Origin of the sequence: Mesorhizobium sp. WSM3224, from assembly GCF_000427725.1 — a bacterium.
Classification (GTDB): domain Bacteria; phylum Pseudomonadota; class Alphaproteobacteria; order Rhizobiales; family Rhizobiaceae; genus Mesorhizobium.
The window spans coordinates 144,440-160,321 of sequence record NZ_ATYO01000017.1 but is presented as its reverse complement, the minus strand read 5'-3'; the positions used below and the strand labels follow the sequence as shown (position 1 = coordinate 160,321).

The window sequence follows — 15,882 nt, the reverse complement described above, 5'->3', positions numbered from 1 at the left end:
GGGTGTGGGTGTCGGAGGTGTCGACATCGCCGTAGGTGACGGTGCCCGAGGTGGTGCGGGCGGCGGCGTTGTCGTCGCCTTCCGAGACCGCGCCGTCGTCATGCGCCGTGATGATCGGCGCGTCGTTGGTGCCGGTGATGGTGACGACGACATCGCGGGTGATGACACCGCCATGCTGGTCGTCGAGCGTGACGGTATAGGTCTCATGCACGACCTGGCCGGCCGCGAGCTTGTCGAGGGCCGAATCCGCAGCAGTAAACGTCCAGGTGACCAGGCCGCCGGACCCGGTGCCTGTGGTGTCGGTCGTCTTGACCGCGTTGAGCGAACCAAGCTGGCCGCTATAGTCGGTGCCCTTGAACACCGCCGAGACCAGGTGCACGTCGGTAAGGTCGACATCGCTGAACGCAATGGTTCCACCTGCGGTCTCGGTCGGAGTATGGGCGTCCTCGGTAACGGCGCCCGCAAGCGTGGCGGCGCCAATCACCGGCACATCATTGGTGCCAGTGATGGTGATAACAACATCGCGGGTTATGACACCACCATGTTGGTCATCAAGCGTGACGGTATAGGTCTCGTGCACGGTCTGGCCGGCCGCAAGCTGGTTGAGCGCAGCATCCGAGGCCGTGAAGGTCCAGGTTATCAGGCCGCCGGAGCCGGTGCCTGTGGTGTCAGTCGTCTTCATAGCGGCGAGCGATCCGAGCTGGCCGCTATAATCGGTGCCCTTGAACGCAGCTGAGACCAGATGCATGTCGTTGAGGTCGACGTCGCTGAACGCGATAGTTCCGCCGGCGGTCTCGGTGGGGGTATGGGCATCCTCTGTAACAGCGCCCACAATGGTGGCTGCACCAATTACCGGCTTGTCGTTGGTGCCGGTGAACTGAATTGTGGTCGTAGCCCAGCTCAGCGTGCCGTTGCCGAGCTGAATGGCGTAAGTCAGCTTGTCAGTAAGAACCTGCCCCTGCGCAAGCGACTGCAACAGCGTATTGATATCCGCCGTGTTGTAGTGGATCGTGCCATCACTGGCGATCCAAATACGGGCCCCCAGATAGCTCAGGTCGGTGGTCGGGGGCGTCCCTGGAGCGCCGGCAAGCGCTACGCTGTCGCTGGAATATGTGGTGTCGCGCACCAGCAAGTCCGACGGCGCGGGTGTTTTCGTTGCTGTCGATGCACTAATCGAGTCGTCGATGGAATAGAGCTGCTTGGCCGCACCTCCCAGATCATTCGCCAATACATTCAGGATCAGAACGCCAGTCGAATCCTCTGAAAAGAAAAGGACCTCATCCTTGGCCTGCGGCGTGTTGGAGAAGGAAACAGTCGTGCCGCCTGCGCCGGCAACCTGCTGAGTGGCCATTTTTTATCCCCCTGTCGGCAGACGCGGCGCATCTGCTCGTGGCCGCACGTGACGGCCGACAACCCCATGCCGAAACCTTTATGGCGTTCGGCGCTCAGTTACGTGAGGTGGGAGCGATCAATGCACCGAGCCGCAACCCCTCGCTCCCGCCCGCGGATAGCCAGCATAAGCGTGGCAATCCACCAGACAGGTGGTGGCTCAATGATGATTGCTACGACGGCTATGATCCCCGCCTTGCGTTTCCCTAACCCCAGTAGCGCCATGACTCGTTGTTGCCGGTCGGGAGATGTTCACGCTACCTTTATATTAGGACATTATTAACTCTACGGAAGCAAGGGTCAACGTCCAATCGAATGAAGGGTTAATGCCATTATGCGTACTTGTACGTGCATGTTTCTAACTTGCCCTTCGGGAACTCACCCATCCGCCCTACGATCGGGATGGGCCCTCAGGCGTCATCTTGATTCATCGGGAAACGCCCTTGAACGCCCGCGTCCGGCGCAACCAGGATTTCCAGTTTGACGGCCGCAATGTCGGCTTTCGAGATAGAAGAAACCCACATCGCGTGCTGCGCGCCGGAGCTCTCGAGGAATCGCCTGCGGGAGTCCGGATCGGAATTGTAGCCGGAAAAATCCAGCACCGGGATTGTTCTCGCGTCGCTGACGTTGCTCATTTCCACCCTCTTTCTCTGAGGCGGAAAGCGTTTCATCACCGAGGTGGGAAACAAAGAAAATGCCGACCTTTTCGGCGGCGGCCGAAAGAATTCGCGTATCGAGGACGCAGCCGCGAAGGAGAATTTCGGTTAATTCCCAAAATGTTAGACCTTGACCCTGGTCGCACGCAATATCGCAACGAGGTGTGAGGCTGCCGCTTCGAGTAGGAGACCTATGTCAATCGGCGCCGAACTTTGACCCCTGATTGGAGTGCGCCCCTGAGGGTGGACAGATCGGAATGTGTGGATTGACCAGCCTTCCGGGTTTTCGGAGAGAGAACCCATGGCAAAGCACCGCAGTCACAGCATCGAGTTCAAACGCCAGGTCGCGCAGGAGTTCATCGCCGGCGAGACACTGCACGGCTTGGCTAAGCACCACGATGTCTCGCGCAACCTGATCCGCATCTAGGTCCGCAAATATGAGCAAGGCGCGTTCGACGATGATGCGCAGGCTGCCGACCTGATCCAGGAATACGAAGCCCGGATCACAGCGCTCGAACGGTTGGTCGCGCGGCTCTGTCATAGCTCGGCTTGCGGCCCCGGTAGCGGTCTTCCTGCGCCCGAGCGGCCTCTATCCCTGCCCGCTGGGCCTCTTTCGAGGGTTCGGCCTGCACTTGTGCGGTTGCCGCCATGAAGCCTATCAGTGCGTCCCGCACCGCCATCTGCATCGGGTCTTTGGTCGCGCCGTCGAAGGTCATGTTGTTGATCACCGTGCGGACCACCACACCCTTGCGCATGAACTCCCGGATTGTGTCGCAAACGTCCTGGTAGTTGCGGCCCAGCCGGTCCACCCAGCGGACCACCAGCATGTCTCCTCGCCGCAGCATATCGCGGAGCCGTCCGCCCGTACATTGGGCCACCCGCATGTCCGATTAGACGCACCGTCGCTCGTCCCCACGCAACATGAAGCGAACATGCACGTTGAATTGACAGCGGAAGCCTTGATCAGGGGAAGGTGACTACGATGTCAAAATTCAAAGACGCCCTCGAACGCGGCAAGAAGGCCCAACGCCAGCACGAGGTTCGTGCGGAAGAGGACGCTCCGTTGGCAGACTTCGGCGCACAGGCCAAAGCTTGGTTGGATGAGGTTGTGGTTGCAGTTCTGAAGGCAGCCAAGGGCGAGGTAGCGGAAGATGTGACCATCGAGATAGACACCGCGCCGGACAGTCAAGTCAAAGTGGTAGCACCCTCTGTGAGGTTTCAAGTCTACCCAAAGGGACGAGATGAGAATTCAGCTGTAAGGACCTTCACAGTCACAGTTCCGGTCAGCGGGGAGGTATCTGTCTCGGCACCCGGCATGGTGGCGGAGGATGTGGGCAATATAGGCGAAAGGTCCGACGAGAGGTTCCGCAACTTCCTTGCGAAATTGATCGAGGAGGCGGCAAAGCAAAACCATCCGCCCATGTGAGATGACCAGGTGCCCTCTGTCGAATGTCAGCGTTCGTTGTGCCTGACAAATGAGTGGTAGAGAGGCATTCGGGTCTGCCCGATGTCCTACACCAGCGAACCCGTGGAAGCCGCTCCGGCCGCTACGGCACGAAAGAGGCCTATTGGTGGCCGAGCGTGGGGCCGGGCGCGACCCCGCCGGGAGATATGCGCTGCTGCAACTGTTGAGTTCGACCCCTCGGATTTTTTCGTCAGTTTGAACGGCCCCCTCCATTCTCGGAACCATTTCGTGGTGGCCGAGTTTCGACCGCACCCGAAGGATCTCCGGAAATGGCAGAGTTTGACAGAACAGGGCAGAAGTCTGTTGAAGAGGACATGCAGCAACTGATCCGTTCGGAAGACAATCGTCGGCGGTTGCGCGTCATGCTAAATTCTAGCCGTCGACCCAGGATTGCCGCGTCCTCTCGCTTTATTACTTGAGGCGCTGCAGCAGGCCAATCAGGATCCAATGCCGGACTCCAAACGGACAACCCGCTAAACGCGTTAGATATTCTCGCCCCGAAGTTCACCATGGCCCAACGTTACGACATAGAGAAAACACCTGAAGGCACGTGGGACATCGTAGACGTATTCACCGGGCTGCCGGTGATAGAGGCGGGCGTCCCATTGATCGACATGCCCATCGAAGAGGCCGACGATTTGGTCGACCTTCTAAACTGCCGCGATAGGGAACAGCGGGACGATACTTAGGACCTCTCCCTATAACAGTTTCGTCAACCATTCCGTCAGCAAGGTCGACACGTCTCGAACATCTATTTGATTTCGTTCACGCAGAGGATCAAGATCGGGTGTCGTTGGCGTCCTTTGAGGGCGGGTCGCATGAGCGTCCATAGCGTCGGCCCAGTTCTGACGGCAGAACAGGTAATTGTCGAACTCCTCGAAAAGGCAAAGCCCGGAGACCTTGTTTCGTTCAAAGCGGCGATGGAACAAGCTCGGGAGGCTGCACCACATTTGCTGGAAACCGATGAAGAGCTAACCGAGACTATCGTGACCGTTGCAACCGCTTTCGGCCTGTTCGTCGCCTTTGACAGTCGCGAGTAGCCATGGCTCTCCACTGGTTCAACCCTCCGGTCTACGTCAGGACTGACCGCACTGGGATCCGCTTCGGGGTCAGCCACGTCGAGGGTGCCGTCGAGCAGCTCCTGAAATGGACCAAGCGCGGCCCCAAGTGGAAGCAGGCGGTCGAGACCTGTATGGCCGCCATCGAAGGCAACGCGCCCTCGCAGGATGCTCGTAGGGCATTCGAGGCGGCGGCTAAGGAAGAGAGCATGTTCCTACCACCTGGATAGGTTCTTGCTGCGAGCCACGCCTCGCGAAAACATGGCACATTCGAGCTAGGCCGGCGGCCTTTCGTACGGAAAGTCCGGCAGCCGTTCCCAGCTACGTTAGCTGTCGCTAAGGCGCTGCCCCGGTCCCGCCCCGTTCCGCCGGATGAACTCCACTTCCTTCCCGGTGACTTCCCGAAGCCAGGCAAATTGCCAAAAGCTCGGCCCTCTTGCAATATCGCGCGCGATATCCAATATGCCTGTATGAGACTGCTTCTCGATACGGCGATTATGGTGGCGGCGATCCGAAGTGACGCTGGCGCCTCGCACCAACTCTTAGTGGCGGCTTTGGAGCGCCGGCTGACGCTCGTCGTTTCGGTGACGTTGATGATCGAGTATCAGGCGGTCATGACAAGGCCCGAGCACCTGGAGGCGTCCGGGTTGTCGGCCGAGGATGTGAACACGCTGCTAGATGCCGTGGCGGCCGTCGCCGAGCCGGTTCGCCTTGTCTTTCTCTGGCGGCCCGCCGTACGTGACCCGGACGACGACATGGTGTTGGAAGCTGCGGTAAACGGACGGGCGGATGCTATAGTGACGTTCAATCTACGCGATTTCGACAAGGTGGCCGAGCGCTTCGGTACGATTGTCCTGTCGCCGGGTGAAGCGCTGAGACGATTGGAGAGAAAGACATGAGGAGAAGCAATTTCGCACTGCGGCTTCAGTTCTCGCTTCTGGATGAGGCGCGCAAAGTGGCTGAGAGCGAAGGCGTGCCGCTCAATCAGTTCATTAATGTGGCGGTCGCCGAGAAGCTTTCGGCGTTGCGCACGGAAAGTTATTTTCAGGAACGCGCTGCCCGTGCCGACATCCCTAAGGCGCTGGACATTCTGAAGCGGGCCGGCAGAGGCAAGGCGCCGATCAAAGGCGACGAATTTCCGGAGTAGTACTCCCTGGGATGGAGCGGTATCGCTCGTAACGGAGCCTGCCGGTGTCCGAAGCGTTCGCCTGACCGAAAACTGCCGGTCACAGCTGGCGCGGCACACACCACCGCGTAGCGGCTGTGGCCTTGATGGGCTGGCTTCGGCCCGGTTTGCTCTCGACAAGCGGACCGCTCGCTGGCCGGGAAAAAGCATCAACGAGTCTTCGCGGACACTGCTTCCGCTTCGGAATCGGGGTGCCTCACCTTGAAGGTCGGTGAATACCCGAAACCAGAATCGGAACTCCTGTGTCCTCCCGTCGCAGTGCGCCGGGAAGGCGCAACAGGCGATTGCGGTCGCGGCTGTCTTTCCCCAAAAGGCTTTCGCTGCCTCTGCAGCTTCAGGCACCGTCCATTTCTTCAAGGCGGCGTCGCGGTTGAAGGCGTCCACCAAATCGGGATCGCTCGCCGCCGGGTGGTGAGATGCAGGAGCGTCCAGTGCTGCCAACTCGCTGGGGCTGAAGGGTGACGGGAGGCAGACGCTTCACTGTAATTTGTGGGACTCTCGGCTGGAGCCGGACGTTGGGCTGGACGGTTCTTCATGGCTCGTCTCCATCTTCGTCTTTCAGGCGCGAGAACAGCAGCCAGCCCGTCGCGTGCAAAGCTTGCGACGCCGCTCGCTGTGAAAGAACTGTTCCGGCATCGTCTGCCGGGCGATGCACACGAGATCGCTGAGCGCCGAGCGGATTTGCGGCCAGGGGAACTCCGAGCATTCCTGCCAGGCCTCGCCCTCGCGCAACACGGCATCGAGCTTGCCCGCCACACCGGCGAGAGTCGTGGCGGGGGTCGTCGAGAACGCTTCCAGCAGATCCTCCGCCCGGTCGCCAGCCTCGCGCTCAGCTCTGAGCGCGGCCGTGTAACCGGTTTCCTCGGCAGTCGCATCCCAGCGTGACTGGTGTGCTGCGAAATCAAATTCGGCCTTCTCGCGGAGAGCCACCATATCTGGCCCTTTCCCGAGCAATTCATAGAGCGCCGCGATCGAATGGACCGTCACGTTCCCACCCTCGGGCAGGCGAACGGTCACACAAGGAAAGCCGACGCTCTCGACAAGCCTCGTCTCCAGGCGCTGCTGGCTGCGGCAAAGCCGCTCGCTCAGCTTGTGGGCCGTCTCCCACTCCCGCCAAAGCGCAAGCGCTGGGTCGGGAGGCGGACTCGTTACAACAGTGTTGCCGGCAAGCGCACTTTTCTCAAGCAGCAAAGTGGTGGACGTGATCATCCCTCCCGCAAGCACTCGCCTGCGGGTGACGAAAGGCGGAGTCATGCTATTGTCGGAATCAGCCATGATCCGAGCTCCAATCAGCTTGGGTTGTGGTAGGCCGGACGGGATGGTGCAAACATCCTGTTCGGCCGCGAACATTGTCGCAGCGTAAATCCTTTGACAATTTGACAAGCTATTCGCAAAAAGTCAACCTTAGAGACATACATTTGGCTCATAGTAAAATTTCAGCTGCACAGTGTCGGGGCGCTCGCGCGATGTTGGGAATGAGTCAGAGCGAGTTAGCGGACGCTGCCAAGGTCTCACGGCCCACCGTAGTTGATTTTGAGCGAGGTACCCGCGTCCCACACCCGAACAATATGGCAGCGATCCGCCAAGCATTAGAGGCTGCCGGTATGGAGTTCATCCCAGAGAATGGTGGCGGCGCTGGTGTTCGGCTGGCTCGTCGATCTGACGATGACTAGTCTATCCTTAGCAGCAAAGGGCAAATTTGACCCGAACCGACATTCATGGTTCAACGGTTGGATAGCAGACATGCTCCTATGCCGTCGTAGAGGTGAGCGTAGCGAACTGCTGAAAGTCAATGCCTCGTCGGGGCAATCCCAACCCGTTGGAAAGGGGCATCGTAGGAGCGCGGTTATGAAGCTTTTGCTAAATCCAACACGCTGGATGGTAGAGGCGTCACAGTCTTGTCCTTCTCCACATACGCGGTGCCGCCCGGTTTCATCGCGAGATCGGAGCGGCGCCCTTTTCGATCGCGGTGCTGCGCAAGCGACGGCACAACACGTCAGCCAGAGCCGGCTCTTCGACAGCCACGACCACTTGGCGGTTCTGTTGCCTAATGGCGAACAGAGCCTCCACCAGATTCATCGCACGAAAATCGTCGATGTGCTGGACCGGATCGTCGAGAAGCAGCGTTTGGAGCTTTGACCATGGCGGAGAGAGAGATGGATCGCGAATACGAACGACAGCCCGACCGCGCGCCGTTGGCCGCTGGAAAATAAAAATTGCGGATTTTTACCCTCTCCGACAGTGAAGTTTAAAGAGGCCTATCTCTCCGCCAAAATCCGTCTCTATGTCTCGCCATTCGGTGTGCGGCCTCAACCGCGCGGCCATGAGCAGGGCATAGCGCCGTGGCGCTTCATCGACGGAGGCAAGACATTCACGGTTGCACCCCCGGGGCCGTTTCAAGGCAGACAATGGCGAAGCGCTGCTATCGGCGGCACTGGCCGCGCTCGGCATGGCGTTATTGCCGGATTTCCGGATCGAACTCCACATAGCTCCGGCGCCCTCGTCGCGCCGCTGCCGGATATCACGCCTTTCGCGGCGGGGCTTTATGTGGTGCGTCCTCCGGGGGACTTCCCGCCGCGGAAAGTCAGAGCGCTGATCGACATCATGCTCGAATATCACGGCGGCAGAGGGCGGCCGGCGGACAGTCCACGGCCAAGTTGTCATCTTCCGATCACAGTCGCGCTACTCCTTGACCGACACCTGACGCATTTCAGACAGGCAGCATTAGGGCTCGAAGCGGACCGGCAGCTTCTGCGTCCGAAGTCGATAGCGGACGTTCAGCCTGGTGGAATTGGGACCCGACCGACCATTACTGACAATCAGGAGCGGTTCTGCTTGCCGTCGGCAATCACATCGGCAGGGCATTGAAGAAGGACCGACCTATAGGGGTCCAGCAACCAGCTGTGGATCGATCTCACAAGGTTGGCATTTCCATCTATGACGCCCTCCAAATGCATGCTCGGCGGGACGAGCAATTCGACTGCGTCCGGCGAAAGATTTGCCACCAAGATGCGGATATTTTCGCCTAAGCGGTAAGCGACGGCGGATACGGCCGGATGAGTAACGAAAACCTCGTAGCGCGCGGTACCGGCCGCGGCAGCAAGCTCGGCATGAACCGCCTGCAAGGGCCGCCGGCGGCCGTGATCGTCCAAGAGCCCAAAGGGTCCGGCCGGCGCGGCGATGACGAGGCGATGGACACCAGCCGCAGCCGCTCGAGACGCCACCCCGACAGCGAAAGCCGCGCCGAACAAGGCGCCATGCCGGGGATCATTGCCTGCGGCGGGCACACGCGAGAGAGCAGGGTTTGTCGCCACGGCCTCACCATAGGGATTGTGGCGCATGCCGATCGTGCAAGGCCCAAGCCAGATCGGTTTTCCAGGACATAGACGCCGCGCCGTGGCGATGACGGACGGATAGACGCTCAAAGTCTCCATGACTGATAGATCGTCGGCGGCATGGACGCTGGCGGCGTTGCCGAAGAAGATGAAATCGGCATCGCCGGTCGGCGGGTTGCGATTGAATTCCGTGAACAGGGACGGCGTCCCGGCGCCAATGGCGGCGGTGATGCCAGTTGACTTCACTGCGTCCAACAAGTCGCTGATTGGGTGCTCGCCTGGAGGCAGCGAGTTCGGGGGACGCGTCCTGAATTCGCGCCGGGGTGAAATCAGCACAGCACTTGGTTCCACGCCCGATGAGCGGATGGCGTCGGCGACAGTCTTTGCCTCGGCTCGTGGATTGACGGCATCAAAGATTGCCTCGATCGCAAGCCGAGCGCCGATCGAAGTGGCGAACCCCGCTGCCTTGCTAAGCATGCTTGCATCATGCCCGCGCGCGCCAACGAAGCGGACAACGATCTCCTGTGCCGACCCGAGCGAGGAAGCGCCCGCCATCGCCGCGGGCAAATCGTCAGGATCCAGGAACAATGCCATGGCCGGCATCCGTCCGGCCGGCCCACCCAGTGTCAGTGTCGCCTTGTCGGCGGCCTTGAACAGAGCCGCCGATGCCTTGGCCGCGATGGAGACCTCGATGCGCTGGATGTCCTTCGAACCCTTGGCAATGACATAGGGGCGCGGCTTCGACAGCGGGCGGATATAGGTCTTGAACGAGGCGTCGGTCCAGTTGCGCTGGTCTTCCATCTCGAAGGCATCGCCTTCCATGGTGACGGTGCAGACCATTCCAGGTGCCGGCTCGTGCGTCAGCGCAGCAATGTCGAAGGCCGGCTGGTCGGGGCTGATCGCGTCAGGGAACACCGTCTCCTCGTTCTCGCCAGAGCTGTGGCGGATGGTCAGCCTTCCGCCCGCCGCTTCCGAAGGATGAAGCACGACGAAGCCGGTGCGGTTGGTCGGGAAATCGGTAAGGGCGACGCCTTCCGCCTCCACGCTCAGCACGCCCGGGGCCTCGCCTGTAATCTTCATCCGGTAGGAAAAGCTGCCCTGGGGACCGGCGCACTGCCCATCATAGGCAACCTCGAACGCCGACTTGCGCTCCGAAATCCGCATGTTCGAAAGTTCGGCCTTGTACGTCCCCCAGGATGCGTCCCGCGCCAGATAGTTGATGGCGCGGACGACCTCGATGCCAGCAAAGCGGATCGTGCGAAGGTTGCCGTCTTCGAGGATCACGGTCAGCGGTCCGGCGGTGAGGGTCCGGCGCTCGGCGACCGGTTCGTCCGTGCCAAACAGATCGAACGCACCGGTATCGCCGCTCATATCGGTTCCTGGATTTTCGCGTTCTCCCGCACGGTGTAGGCGAGAACGGTTTTGCTGATCACCAGGTCGCGCGAGCGTTCGTCGAATTGCCGGAAATGCGCCGAGGCGAGGTGCAGGTCGAAGGCGGCGCGATCCCTGTATATCTCGTAGAGGAAGACATGAGTGGCAGTTGCCGCATCCGCCGGCGTCAGGACATCGAAGCGCAAACAATCCGGCTCGAGCTTGACGGAAAGCGCCGCATTCTCGGCGACCAGCCGATGGAATTCGAGATAGGCGCCTTCGACAAGTTCGAATGCCACGGTGATTGCGAAGGCGACGGCGCTTTCACTGCCTAGTCCCGGCGCCTTTTCCCGACTCGCCGTCATGGCGCCCCCCGGCCGTTTGCGATGGCGCCCATGCTTTCATTCCACCGTTCCGGAACAATGGCCCGGCCTTCGGCGGCCGCGCGGTAGGCCGCATCGACCAGGGCGTAAGTCTTGAGGTTGTCCCGGCCCGACGTTTCAGCGGGGATACCGCGGTGCAGGCAATCGAGGAAATGGCGGCAGGCGGACAACGCGCCTTCCTGCGCAACGTGCCAAGGGTGGCTCGTCCACGACAGCAACGGCGAGCCGATGTCCTCCTCGGTCGTCGTTCCATTGCTGGTGACCCGCATATGCGAGCCCCCGCGAACGACGATCGAGCCGCGGTCGCCCTCGATCTCGATCAGTGTTTCGGGGAACGGGTCGGGGTCGCGGCGCGCCTCATAGGTGCATTCAACTATGCTGACCGCGCCGCCGCGATGGCGAAGCAGCATCGTTGCGGTGTCCTCCGCTCGCACCTTGGGATTGCGGCGCTGGGTCTCACAGGAGATGCGCTCGACCTCGCCCAGGAAGAAGCGTGCGAGGTCGAGCATGTGGATGCCGACATCGGCGATCGCCAGCCGCTCCTCGTCATAGAGATAGGGCTGCGTTCGAAAGACGTCGAAGCCGGTTCGGAACGTCACGCGCGCCCAGCTCGGCGTGCCGATGGCGCCGCTGTCGATGACGCGGCGCACATGCCGCATCGGCGCCTGGAAGCGGAAATTCTCATGCACGGCGAGCCACACGCTGGCCTTTTCGGCGGCCTCGACGATGGCGGCGCAATCTTTCCAGGTTGGCGCGAAAGGCTTTTGCACGATGGTGGCGACCCGCTTCGCGATCGCCAGTTCGCAGAGCGCGCGGTGCGTGTCGTGACGGGTGACGATGTCGACGGCATCGAGCCGCTCGGTCGCCATCATGGTTGCGGCATCCGTGTAGGACGGAACGCCGAAGCTGCGGCCGGCCGTTTGCGCCTTGCCGGCATCGACATCGCAGACCGCGGCGAGCATGGCGCCTTCGTTCGCGAGATCCTTCCACGCATGCAGATGGTTCTGCGCGTAGAAGCCGCAGCCGATCACGCCGATCCGGATCGCCCCCCTCGCCATTTCTATCCCGCGACAATCGGTGTTCTGAGGATGCCGATGCCCTCGGCTTCGATCTCGACGACGTCGCCGGCCTTCATGAAGACCGGCGGCTTCTGGAAGATGCCGACGCCGGCCGGCGTTCCGGTCGATACGATGTCGCCGGGTTCGAGCGGGATGTATTGCGACAGGAAGGAAATCAGCAATGGCAACGAAAATAGCCAGTCGGAGGTGCTGCCGTTCTGCAGCGTCTTGCCGTTGAGCCGGGTCTTCAGCGCGACATTGTCCGGATGCGGCATCGCGTCCGACGTGACGATGCACGGGCCGATCGGCGCAAAGCCGGCGAAGTTCTTGCCGATGGTGATCTGGTTGTCCTTGAACTGCACATCGCGTGCGGAAATGTCGTTGAGCAGCGTGTAGCCGAAGATCGCCGGCATCACGTCGGCTTCCTTCGCCTTGTGCAGCCTCCTGCCGATGACGGCCGAAAACTCCACCTCGTAGTCCATCTGCTCGGTCCTGATCGGCTTTTCGACTGGCACGTCAGGCCCGACCACCGAGCTCGGCAGCTTGCTGAAGAAGAACGGTTCGGTCGGCATTTTCGCGTTGGGGTTTTCCTCGGCGTGGCCCTTGTAGTTGATGCCGGAGCACAGCACCTTGCCCGGCCGGATCGGCGCTTCGAGCGTCACATCCGTCAACGCATAACGCGGCGCCTTGGCGGCACCGGCGCGGATCTGGTCCAGCATCTTCTTGCCACCGAGCACGATCTCCATCACGCTGCCGGCGATGCCGGCCTCCGTCAGGCACGCAACATGGTCGCCGTCGAGCATGCCGGCATGATGGTCATTGCCTCCCTTGCGATGGGAGAAGGTAACGAGTTTCATCTAGGTCTCCGGAAGGAATACGGCCTTGTGCAAGGCCATTGGATTTTCTGCGAGTTTCTGGAAGACGCCGGGCGCTTCGCCGAGGGCGAAGGAACTTGCGATTTTCGGATAGTGGATTTCGCCGGAAGCGAGCAGGGCCAATGCCTCGGGAAAACAGTCGACCGATGCCCGCGAGCCGAGGATCGTCACTTCCTTGCGGGTGAAATCGAGGCCCGGGAAGGTGATGCCCTGGCCCTTCTTGACGAGGCCGAGGATGACGACGCGTCCGCCGGCGGCGACGAGATCGATCGTCTCCTCCATCGCCGGTGCGGCCCCTGTCGCTTCCATCACCACCGGCATGCCTTCGCCGCTGGTGATTTCATGCACGCGTTCGAGAAGCCCGGCACCGCCGGCGACCGGTACGGCGCCGAGGTCGGCCGCGGTCGACAGGCGCTCGGCCGAGAGATCGGTGGCGTAGACCTTTGCACCAAGCGCGCGGGCCACTTCGACGATCGCCAATCCGATCGGCCCGGCGCCGAGCACCAGCACAGTGTCCTCCGCGGTGACCATGCCGCGGCGGCAGCCCTGGACGCCGATGGCCACCGGCTCGGCGAAAGCCGCCTCGAAGTCGGCAAGCGTATCCGGCACGACGTTGAGGTTCTGGGCCGGCGCCGTCACGAAATCGGCGAAGCCGCCCTCGCGATGAACACCGACGATGGTGAGGTTGGCGCAGCAGTTGCGCTTGCCGATGCGGCAGGGATAGCAGTGACCGCAGCCGATGAACGGGTCGACAACGACACGCGTGCCGATCTCCGGCCCGGTGGTGCCGGGACCGTAGGCCTCGACGACACCGGCGATCTCGTGACAGCCTATCCGCGGATAGGTCACATAGGGGTTCTTGCCGGTGTAGATGTAGAGGTCGCCGGCGCAAAGGCCGGCAGCCTTGACCCGGACCAGCACCTCTCCCGCTTGCGCCTGAGGCTTCGGCGCCTCGGCCATGCGGATCGAAAGGGGGGCGTCGAAGATCGCTGCGCGCATCTGGTCAGGCCGCCTTGGCCGGCCGCACGACCTTGCCGTCGCGGTCGAATTCGATCCAGTCGCCGGCACGCAGCAGATAGGGATCGGCAATCGCCTCGCCGCGAGCCTTGGCCTCGCGATGGTGCTTCATGTATTCGGCGACGTCCTTGTCGCCGTCCAGCTTGATGTAGTGGCAGGGCAGCACGGTATCGAGGCCCAGCCATTGCGTGGCAAGCACACCTTCATACGGGCTCATCTCGCCGGTCAGCATTTCGCCCGGCATCGGGTTGAGATGCAGGATTTCCTGCGGGTTGGCGATGCCGATGCAGCCGACATTCGGCTTGTAGAGCTCGGCCTGCAGCTTGAGGTCCGAAAAGATCGCCGTATCGCCGTAGTGATAGAAGCGCAGATTGTCGTCGGCATAGACGATGAAGGCCATCGGCACGCCGGAAATGAAGGAATTGTCCTTCAGCCTGATCTGAGACCAGTGATGACATTCGAGCGGCTGGATCTCGATGCCGGCCACCTTGACCCGGATGCCCCAGGTGGTGGCGCGGATCTGGCTGGCCGGAATGCCACGATCCATCAGCCAGGCCTTGACCTCACCGCCGCAGACAACCGGGCAGCCATATTTTGCGGCGATCTTGTCGGTGTCGCCGAGGTGATCGAAGGCAGCATGGCTGACGATGACCAGGTCGACATGGTCGAACTCGGTCGACTTCGTTGCCGCGCCCGGATTCTGATCCAGGAACGGATCGCACAGGATGCGCAATCCGTCGCGGGTCAGGATTTCGTAGGCGGCGACGCCGTGGAAGCGCATGCGGGTGGTTGGATGGGCCATGGTCAATCCGTCTTCTTTCTTTCGACGAGCAAAGGCAGCTTCGCCAGGCCGCGCCGATCGCCCCTTGTCTTCCAGCGCGGCGCTGCCCCCGGGTCGAGGGCAAGGCCGATACCGGTTTCGATCAGGGCCTCCAGCGCGACTGCCAATTCCATGCGGGCAACGCCGGCACCGGCGCACAGATGCGGCCCTGCGCCAAAGGTGAGATGCCTGTTCGGCTTTCGATCGAGGCGCAGTTCGTCCGGCGCCTCGAACACGGCCGGATCGCGGTTGGCGGAGCCGAAAGCCAAGGCAACGATGTCGCCGGCCCGAATCCGGCGGTCATGCACGCACAGGTCACGCGCGGCGTTGCGGCCGAAAACCTGGATCGGCGCGGAAAAGCGCAGGAATTCCTCCACGGCCGTCGGGATCAGACCTGGCTCGGCGGCCAGTCGCGCCAGGCTCGCCGGGTTTTCGGCGAGCCAGTGCAGCATCACCGAAAGGCCATCGGCGGTGGTCTCGAACCCGGCGCCGAACACCACCGTCATGAAGGACCGTATCTGGCCGTCTTCGAGCCTTTCGCCATCGATCTCGGCGGCCATCAGCATGCTGATGAAGTCGCCCGTCGGTATTGCCCGGCGCGCAGCGATCAGCCCGTCTATATAGGCAACGAGTTCGCGGCTCGCGGCGGCACCCGCGACCGGGTCGCCGACGTCGAACATCCTGGTGATCCAGTCGACCCAGCGTTCGGAATCGGCCAGCGGCACGTCGGTAAAGGCGGCAAGCGAGGTGATCGCGACCGGCACGCAGAACTCGGCCACGGCGTCGGCGCTGCCCTTCTGCGCCATGCGTTCGAGGATCGACCGGGCGAGATCTTTGATGCGCGGCGTGATTTCCGCGACCCGTTCCGGCGCGAATACCGGATTGACGAGAGCCCGGTAGCGGGAATGGTGCGGTGGATCGATCTCGATCGGCAGCATCGGTTCGGTGCGTGGCGTGATTACCGGGATCGCGGTGACGCCGGCGACGCTCGAGGTAAAATCGCGCCAGTTAATGGCGCCGGCGCGCACATCTTCATAGCGCGTCATCAGCCAGAAGCCGCCATGCTTGTTGGAGCGGGCGACCGGACAGTCGCGGCGCAACCGGTCATAGACGGTGAACGGATCGCGCACGAAAGCCGGATCGTGGATGTCCACGTCCTGCGGAATCTGCGGCTTGTTCAGTGTTGCGGGGCCCGACATGGCTTTCTGTCTTGAAGTTTGGATGGCCACCCGGCGGCGGGGGAGATCATCCGCCGCCGGACGCTGCGCG

At 61.8% G+C, this 15,882-nt stretch carries 18 protein-coding genes and 2 pseudogenes; 9 read left to right on the top strand and 11 right to left on the bottom strand.

The genetic code is table 11. The features are described 5' to 3' along the window. Positions 1-1,351, bottom strand: a 1,351-nt coding sequence (locus tag YU3_RS0123450) for a VCBS domain-containing protein (RefSeq protein ID WP_027168523.1), incomplete at its 3' end; no start/stop codon positions are given. A 448-nt stretch (positions 1,352-1,799) separates the two neighbouring features. Continuing rightward, the gene (locus tag YU3_RS0123440) at positions 1,800-2,024 is read right to left on the bottom strand and encodes a hypothetical protein (RefSeq protein ID WP_156913575.1); all 225 of its coding nucleotides are present in this window, start codon (positions 2,022-2,024) and stop codon (positions 1,800-1,802) included. Between the two features lie 322 nt (positions 2,025-2,346). Between YU3_RS0123440 and YU3_RS41810 the strand changes: the two are divergent. After that, positions 2,347-2,697: pseudogene (locus YU3_RS41810) on the top strand (transposase). Here the strand turns inward: YU3_RS41810 and YU3_RS37280 are convergent. Then, positions 2,579-2,902: pseudogene (locus YU3_RS37280) on the bottom strand (recombinase family protein); the annotation flags it as partial. The pseudogenes YU3_RS41810 and YU3_RS37280 overlap by 119 nt on opposite strands. A 125-nt stretch (positions 2,903-3,027) precedes the next feature. On the opposite strand from YU3_RS37280, the gene YU3_RS0123420 reads away from it, so the two are divergent. The 6 genes from YU3_RS0123420 to YU3_RS0123395 all read left to right on the top strand — a co-directional run bounded on the left by YU3_RS0123420 (position 3,028) and on the right by YU3_RS0123395 (position 5,715). Continuing rightward, positions 3,028-3,471, top strand: coding sequence for a hypothetical protein (locus tag YU3_RS0123420; RefSeq protein WP_027168521.1), 444 nt, complete (start codon positions 3,028-3,030; stop codon positions 3,469-3,471). A 548-nt stretch (positions 3,472-4,019) separates the two neighbouring features. After that, positions 4,020-4,199, top strand: a complete 180-nt coding sequence (locus YU3_RS0123415; protein ID WP_036259303.1) for a hypothetical protein — start codon at positions 4,020-4,022, stop codon at positions 4,197-4,199. A gap of 129 nt (positions 4,200-4,328) precedes the next feature. Further along, positions 4,329-4,550, top strand: coding sequence for a hypothetical protein (locus tag YU3_RS0123410; RefSeq protein WP_027168519.1), 222 nt, complete (start codon positions 4,329-4,331; stop codon positions 4,548-4,550). 2 nt (positions 4,551-4,552) lie between these two features. Then, positions 4,553-4,798 (top strand): DUF982 domain-containing protein, encoded by a 246-nt coding sequence (locus YU3_RS0123405; protein ID WP_027168518.1) that lies wholly within the window; start codon positions 4,553-4,555, stop codon positions 4,796-4,798. 240 nt (positions 4,799-5,038) lie between these two features. Beyond that, on the top strand, positions 5,039-5,467 hold the full coding sequence (locus YU3_RS0123400; RefSeq protein ID WP_036259300.1) for a putative toxin-antitoxin system toxin component, PIN family: 429 nt from the start codon (positions 5,039-5,041) through the stop codon (positions 5,465-5,467). After that, entirely contained in the window at positions 5,464-5,715 is a 252-nt protein-coding gene (locus YU3_RS0123395) for a hypothetical protein (protein WP_027168516.1), read from the top strand. Before YU3_RS0123400 ends, YU3_RS0123395 begins: the two co-directional genes overlap by 4 nt. 597 nt (positions 5,716-6,312) lie before the next feature. On the opposite strand, the gene YU3_RS37275 is transcribed toward YU3_RS0123395, so the two are convergent. Then, on the bottom strand, positions 6,313-7,104 hold the full coding sequence (locus tag YU3_RS37275) for a hypothetical protein (protein ID WP_198021701.1): 792 nt from the start codon (positions 7,102-7,104) through the stop codon (positions 6,313-6,315). On the opposite strand from YU3_RS37275, the gene YU3_RS42165 reads away from it, so the two are divergent. After that, on the top strand, positions 7,056-7,427 hold the full coding sequence (locus YU3_RS42165; RefSeq protein ID WP_280797562.1) for a helix-turn-helix transcriptional regulator: 372 nt from the start codon (positions 7,056-7,058) through the stop codon (positions 7,425-7,427). The genes YU3_RS37275 and YU3_RS42165 overlap by 49 nt on opposite strands. After that, positions 7,378-7,893 carry a hypothetical protein gene (locus tag YU3_RS41340; RefSeq protein WP_198021705.1) on the top strand — a complete coding sequence of 172 codons (516 nt, stop codon included), beginning with the start codon at positions 7,378-7,380 and terminating at the stop codon, positions 7,891-7,893. The genes YU3_RS42165 and YU3_RS41340 overlap by 50 nt, the downstream gene beginning before the upstream one ends. 680 nt (positions 7,894-8,573) lie before the next feature. Here YU3_RS41340 and YU3_RS37270 read toward each other — a convergent pair. Genes YU3_RS37270 through YU3_RS0123345 form a run of 7 tightly spaced genes read right to left on the bottom strand, consistent with a single transcriptional unit; the run spans position 8,574 to position 15,812 of the window. Continuing rightward, positions 8,574-10,460 carry a hypothetical protein gene (locus YU3_RS37270; RefSeq protein WP_051334054.1) on the bottom strand — a complete coding sequence of 629 codons (1,887 nt, stop codon included), beginning with the start codon at positions 10,458-10,460 and terminating at the stop codon, positions 8,574-8,576. Further along, on the bottom strand, positions 10,457-10,825 hold the full coding sequence (locus tag YU3_RS0123370; RefSeq protein WP_027168514.1) for an antibiotic biosynthesis monooxygenase: 369 nt from the start codon (positions 10,823-10,825) through the stop codon (positions 10,457-10,459). Before YU3_RS0123370 ends, YU3_RS37270 begins: the two co-directional genes overlap by 4 nt. Continuing rightward, positions 10,822-11,901, bottom strand: a complete 1,080-nt coding sequence (locus tag YU3_RS0123365; RefSeq protein ID WP_027168513.1) for a Gfo/Idh/MocA family oxidoreductase — start codon at positions 11,899-11,901, stop codon at positions 10,822-10,824. Before YU3_RS0123365 ends, YU3_RS0123370 begins: the two co-directional genes overlap by 4 nt. 2 nt (positions 11,902-11,903) lie before the next feature. Further along, the gene (locus tag YU3_RS0123360) at positions 11,904-12,758 is read right to left on the bottom strand and encodes a fumarylacetoacetate hydrolase family protein (RefSeq protein ID WP_027168512.1); all 855 of its coding nucleotides are present in this window, start codon (positions 12,756-12,758) and stop codon (positions 11,904-11,906) included. Continuing rightward, entirely contained in the window at positions 12,759-13,775 is a 1,017-nt protein-coding gene (locus tag YU3_RS0123355; RefSeq protein WP_027168511.1) for a zinc-binding alcohol dehydrogenase family protein, read from the bottom strand. 4 nt (positions 13,776-13,779) lie between these two features. After that, a complete protein-coding gene (locus YU3_RS0123350; RefSeq protein WP_027168510.1) occupies positions 13,780-14,595 on the bottom strand; it encodes an MBL fold metallo-hydrolase in 816 nt (271 codons plus the stop codon). 2 nt (positions 14,596-14,597) lie between these two features. Continuing rightward, positions 14,598-15,812 (bottom strand): cytochrome P450, encoded by a 1,215-nt coding sequence (locus tag YU3_RS0123345; RefSeq protein ID WP_027168509.1) that lies wholly within the window; start codon positions 15,810-15,812, stop codon positions 14,598-14,600. Positions 15,813-15,882 lie beyond the last annotated feature (70 nt).

What these genes read in the sequence shown, in the direction of transcription:
- YU3_RS0123365 (WP_027168513.1), bottom strand. Translation starts at nt 11,901, where the DNA reads ATGGCGAGGGGGGCGATCCGGATCGGCGTGATCGGCTGCGGCTTCTAC.
- YU3_RS0123350 (WP_027168510.1), bottom strand. Translation starts at nt 14,595, where the DNA reads ATGGCCCATCCAACCACCCGCATGCGCTTCCACGGCGTCGCCGCCTAC.
- YU3_RS0123440 (WP_156913575.1), bottom strand. Translation starts at nt 2,024, where the DNA reads ATGAGCAACGTCAGCGACGCGAGAACAATCCCGGTGCTGGATTTTTCC.
- YU3_RS0123360 (WP_027168512.1), bottom strand. Translation starts at nt 12,758, where the DNA reads ATGAAACTCGTTACCTTCTCCCATCGCAAGGGAGGCAATGACCATCAT.
- YU3_RS37275 (WP_198021701.1), bottom strand. Translation starts at nt 7,104, where the DNA reads ATGTTCGCGGCCGAACAGGATGTTTGCACCATCCCGTCCGGCCTACCA.
- YU3_RS0123410 (WP_027168519.1), top strand. Translation starts at nt 4,329, where the DNA reads ATGAGCGTCCATAGCGTCGGCCCAGTTCTGACGGCAGAACAGGTAATT.
- YU3_RS0123405 (WP_027168518.1), top strand. Translation starts at nt 4,553, where the DNA reads ATGGCTCTCCACTGGTTCAACCCTCCGGTCTACGTCAGGACTGACCGC.
- YU3_RS0123395 (WP_027168516.1), top strand. Translation starts at nt 5,464, where the DNA reads ATGAGGAGAAGCAATTTCGCACTGCGGCTTCAGTTCTCGCTTCTGGAT.
- YU3_RS0123420 (WP_027168521.1), top strand. Translation starts at nt 3,028, where the DNA reads ATGTCAAAATTCAAAGACGCCCTCGAACGCGGCAAGAAGGCCCAACGC.
- YU3_RS0123415 (WP_036259303.1), top strand. Translation starts at nt 4,020, where the DNA reads ATGGCCCAACGTTACGACATAGAGAAAACACCTGAAGGCACGTGGGAC.
- YU3_RS0123345 (WP_027168509.1), bottom strand. Translation starts at nt 15,812, where the DNA reads ATGTCGGGCCCCGCAACACTGAACAAGCCGCAGATTCCGCAGGACGTG.
- YU3_RS0123400 (WP_036259300.1), top strand. Translation starts at nt 5,039, where the DNA reads ATGAGACTGCTTCTCGATACGGCGATTATGGTGGCGGCGATCCGAAGT.
- YU3_RS0123355 (WP_027168511.1), bottom strand. Translation starts at nt 13,775, where the DNA reads ATGCGCGCAGCGATCTTCGACGCCCCCCTTTCGATCCGCATGGCCGAG.
- YU3_RS0123370 (WP_027168514.1), bottom strand. Translation starts at nt 10,825, where the DNA reads ATGACGGCGAGTCGGGAAAAGGCGCCGGGACTAGGCAGTGAAAGCGCC.
- YU3_RS41340 (WP_198021705.1), top strand. Translation starts at nt 7,378, where the DNA reads ATGGTGGCGGCGCTGGTGTTCGGCTGGCTCGTCGATCTGACGATGACT.
- YU3_RS37270 (WP_051334054.1), bottom strand. Translation starts at nt 10,460, where the DNA reads ATGAGCGGCGATACCGGTGCGTTCGATCTGTTTGGCACGGACGAACCG.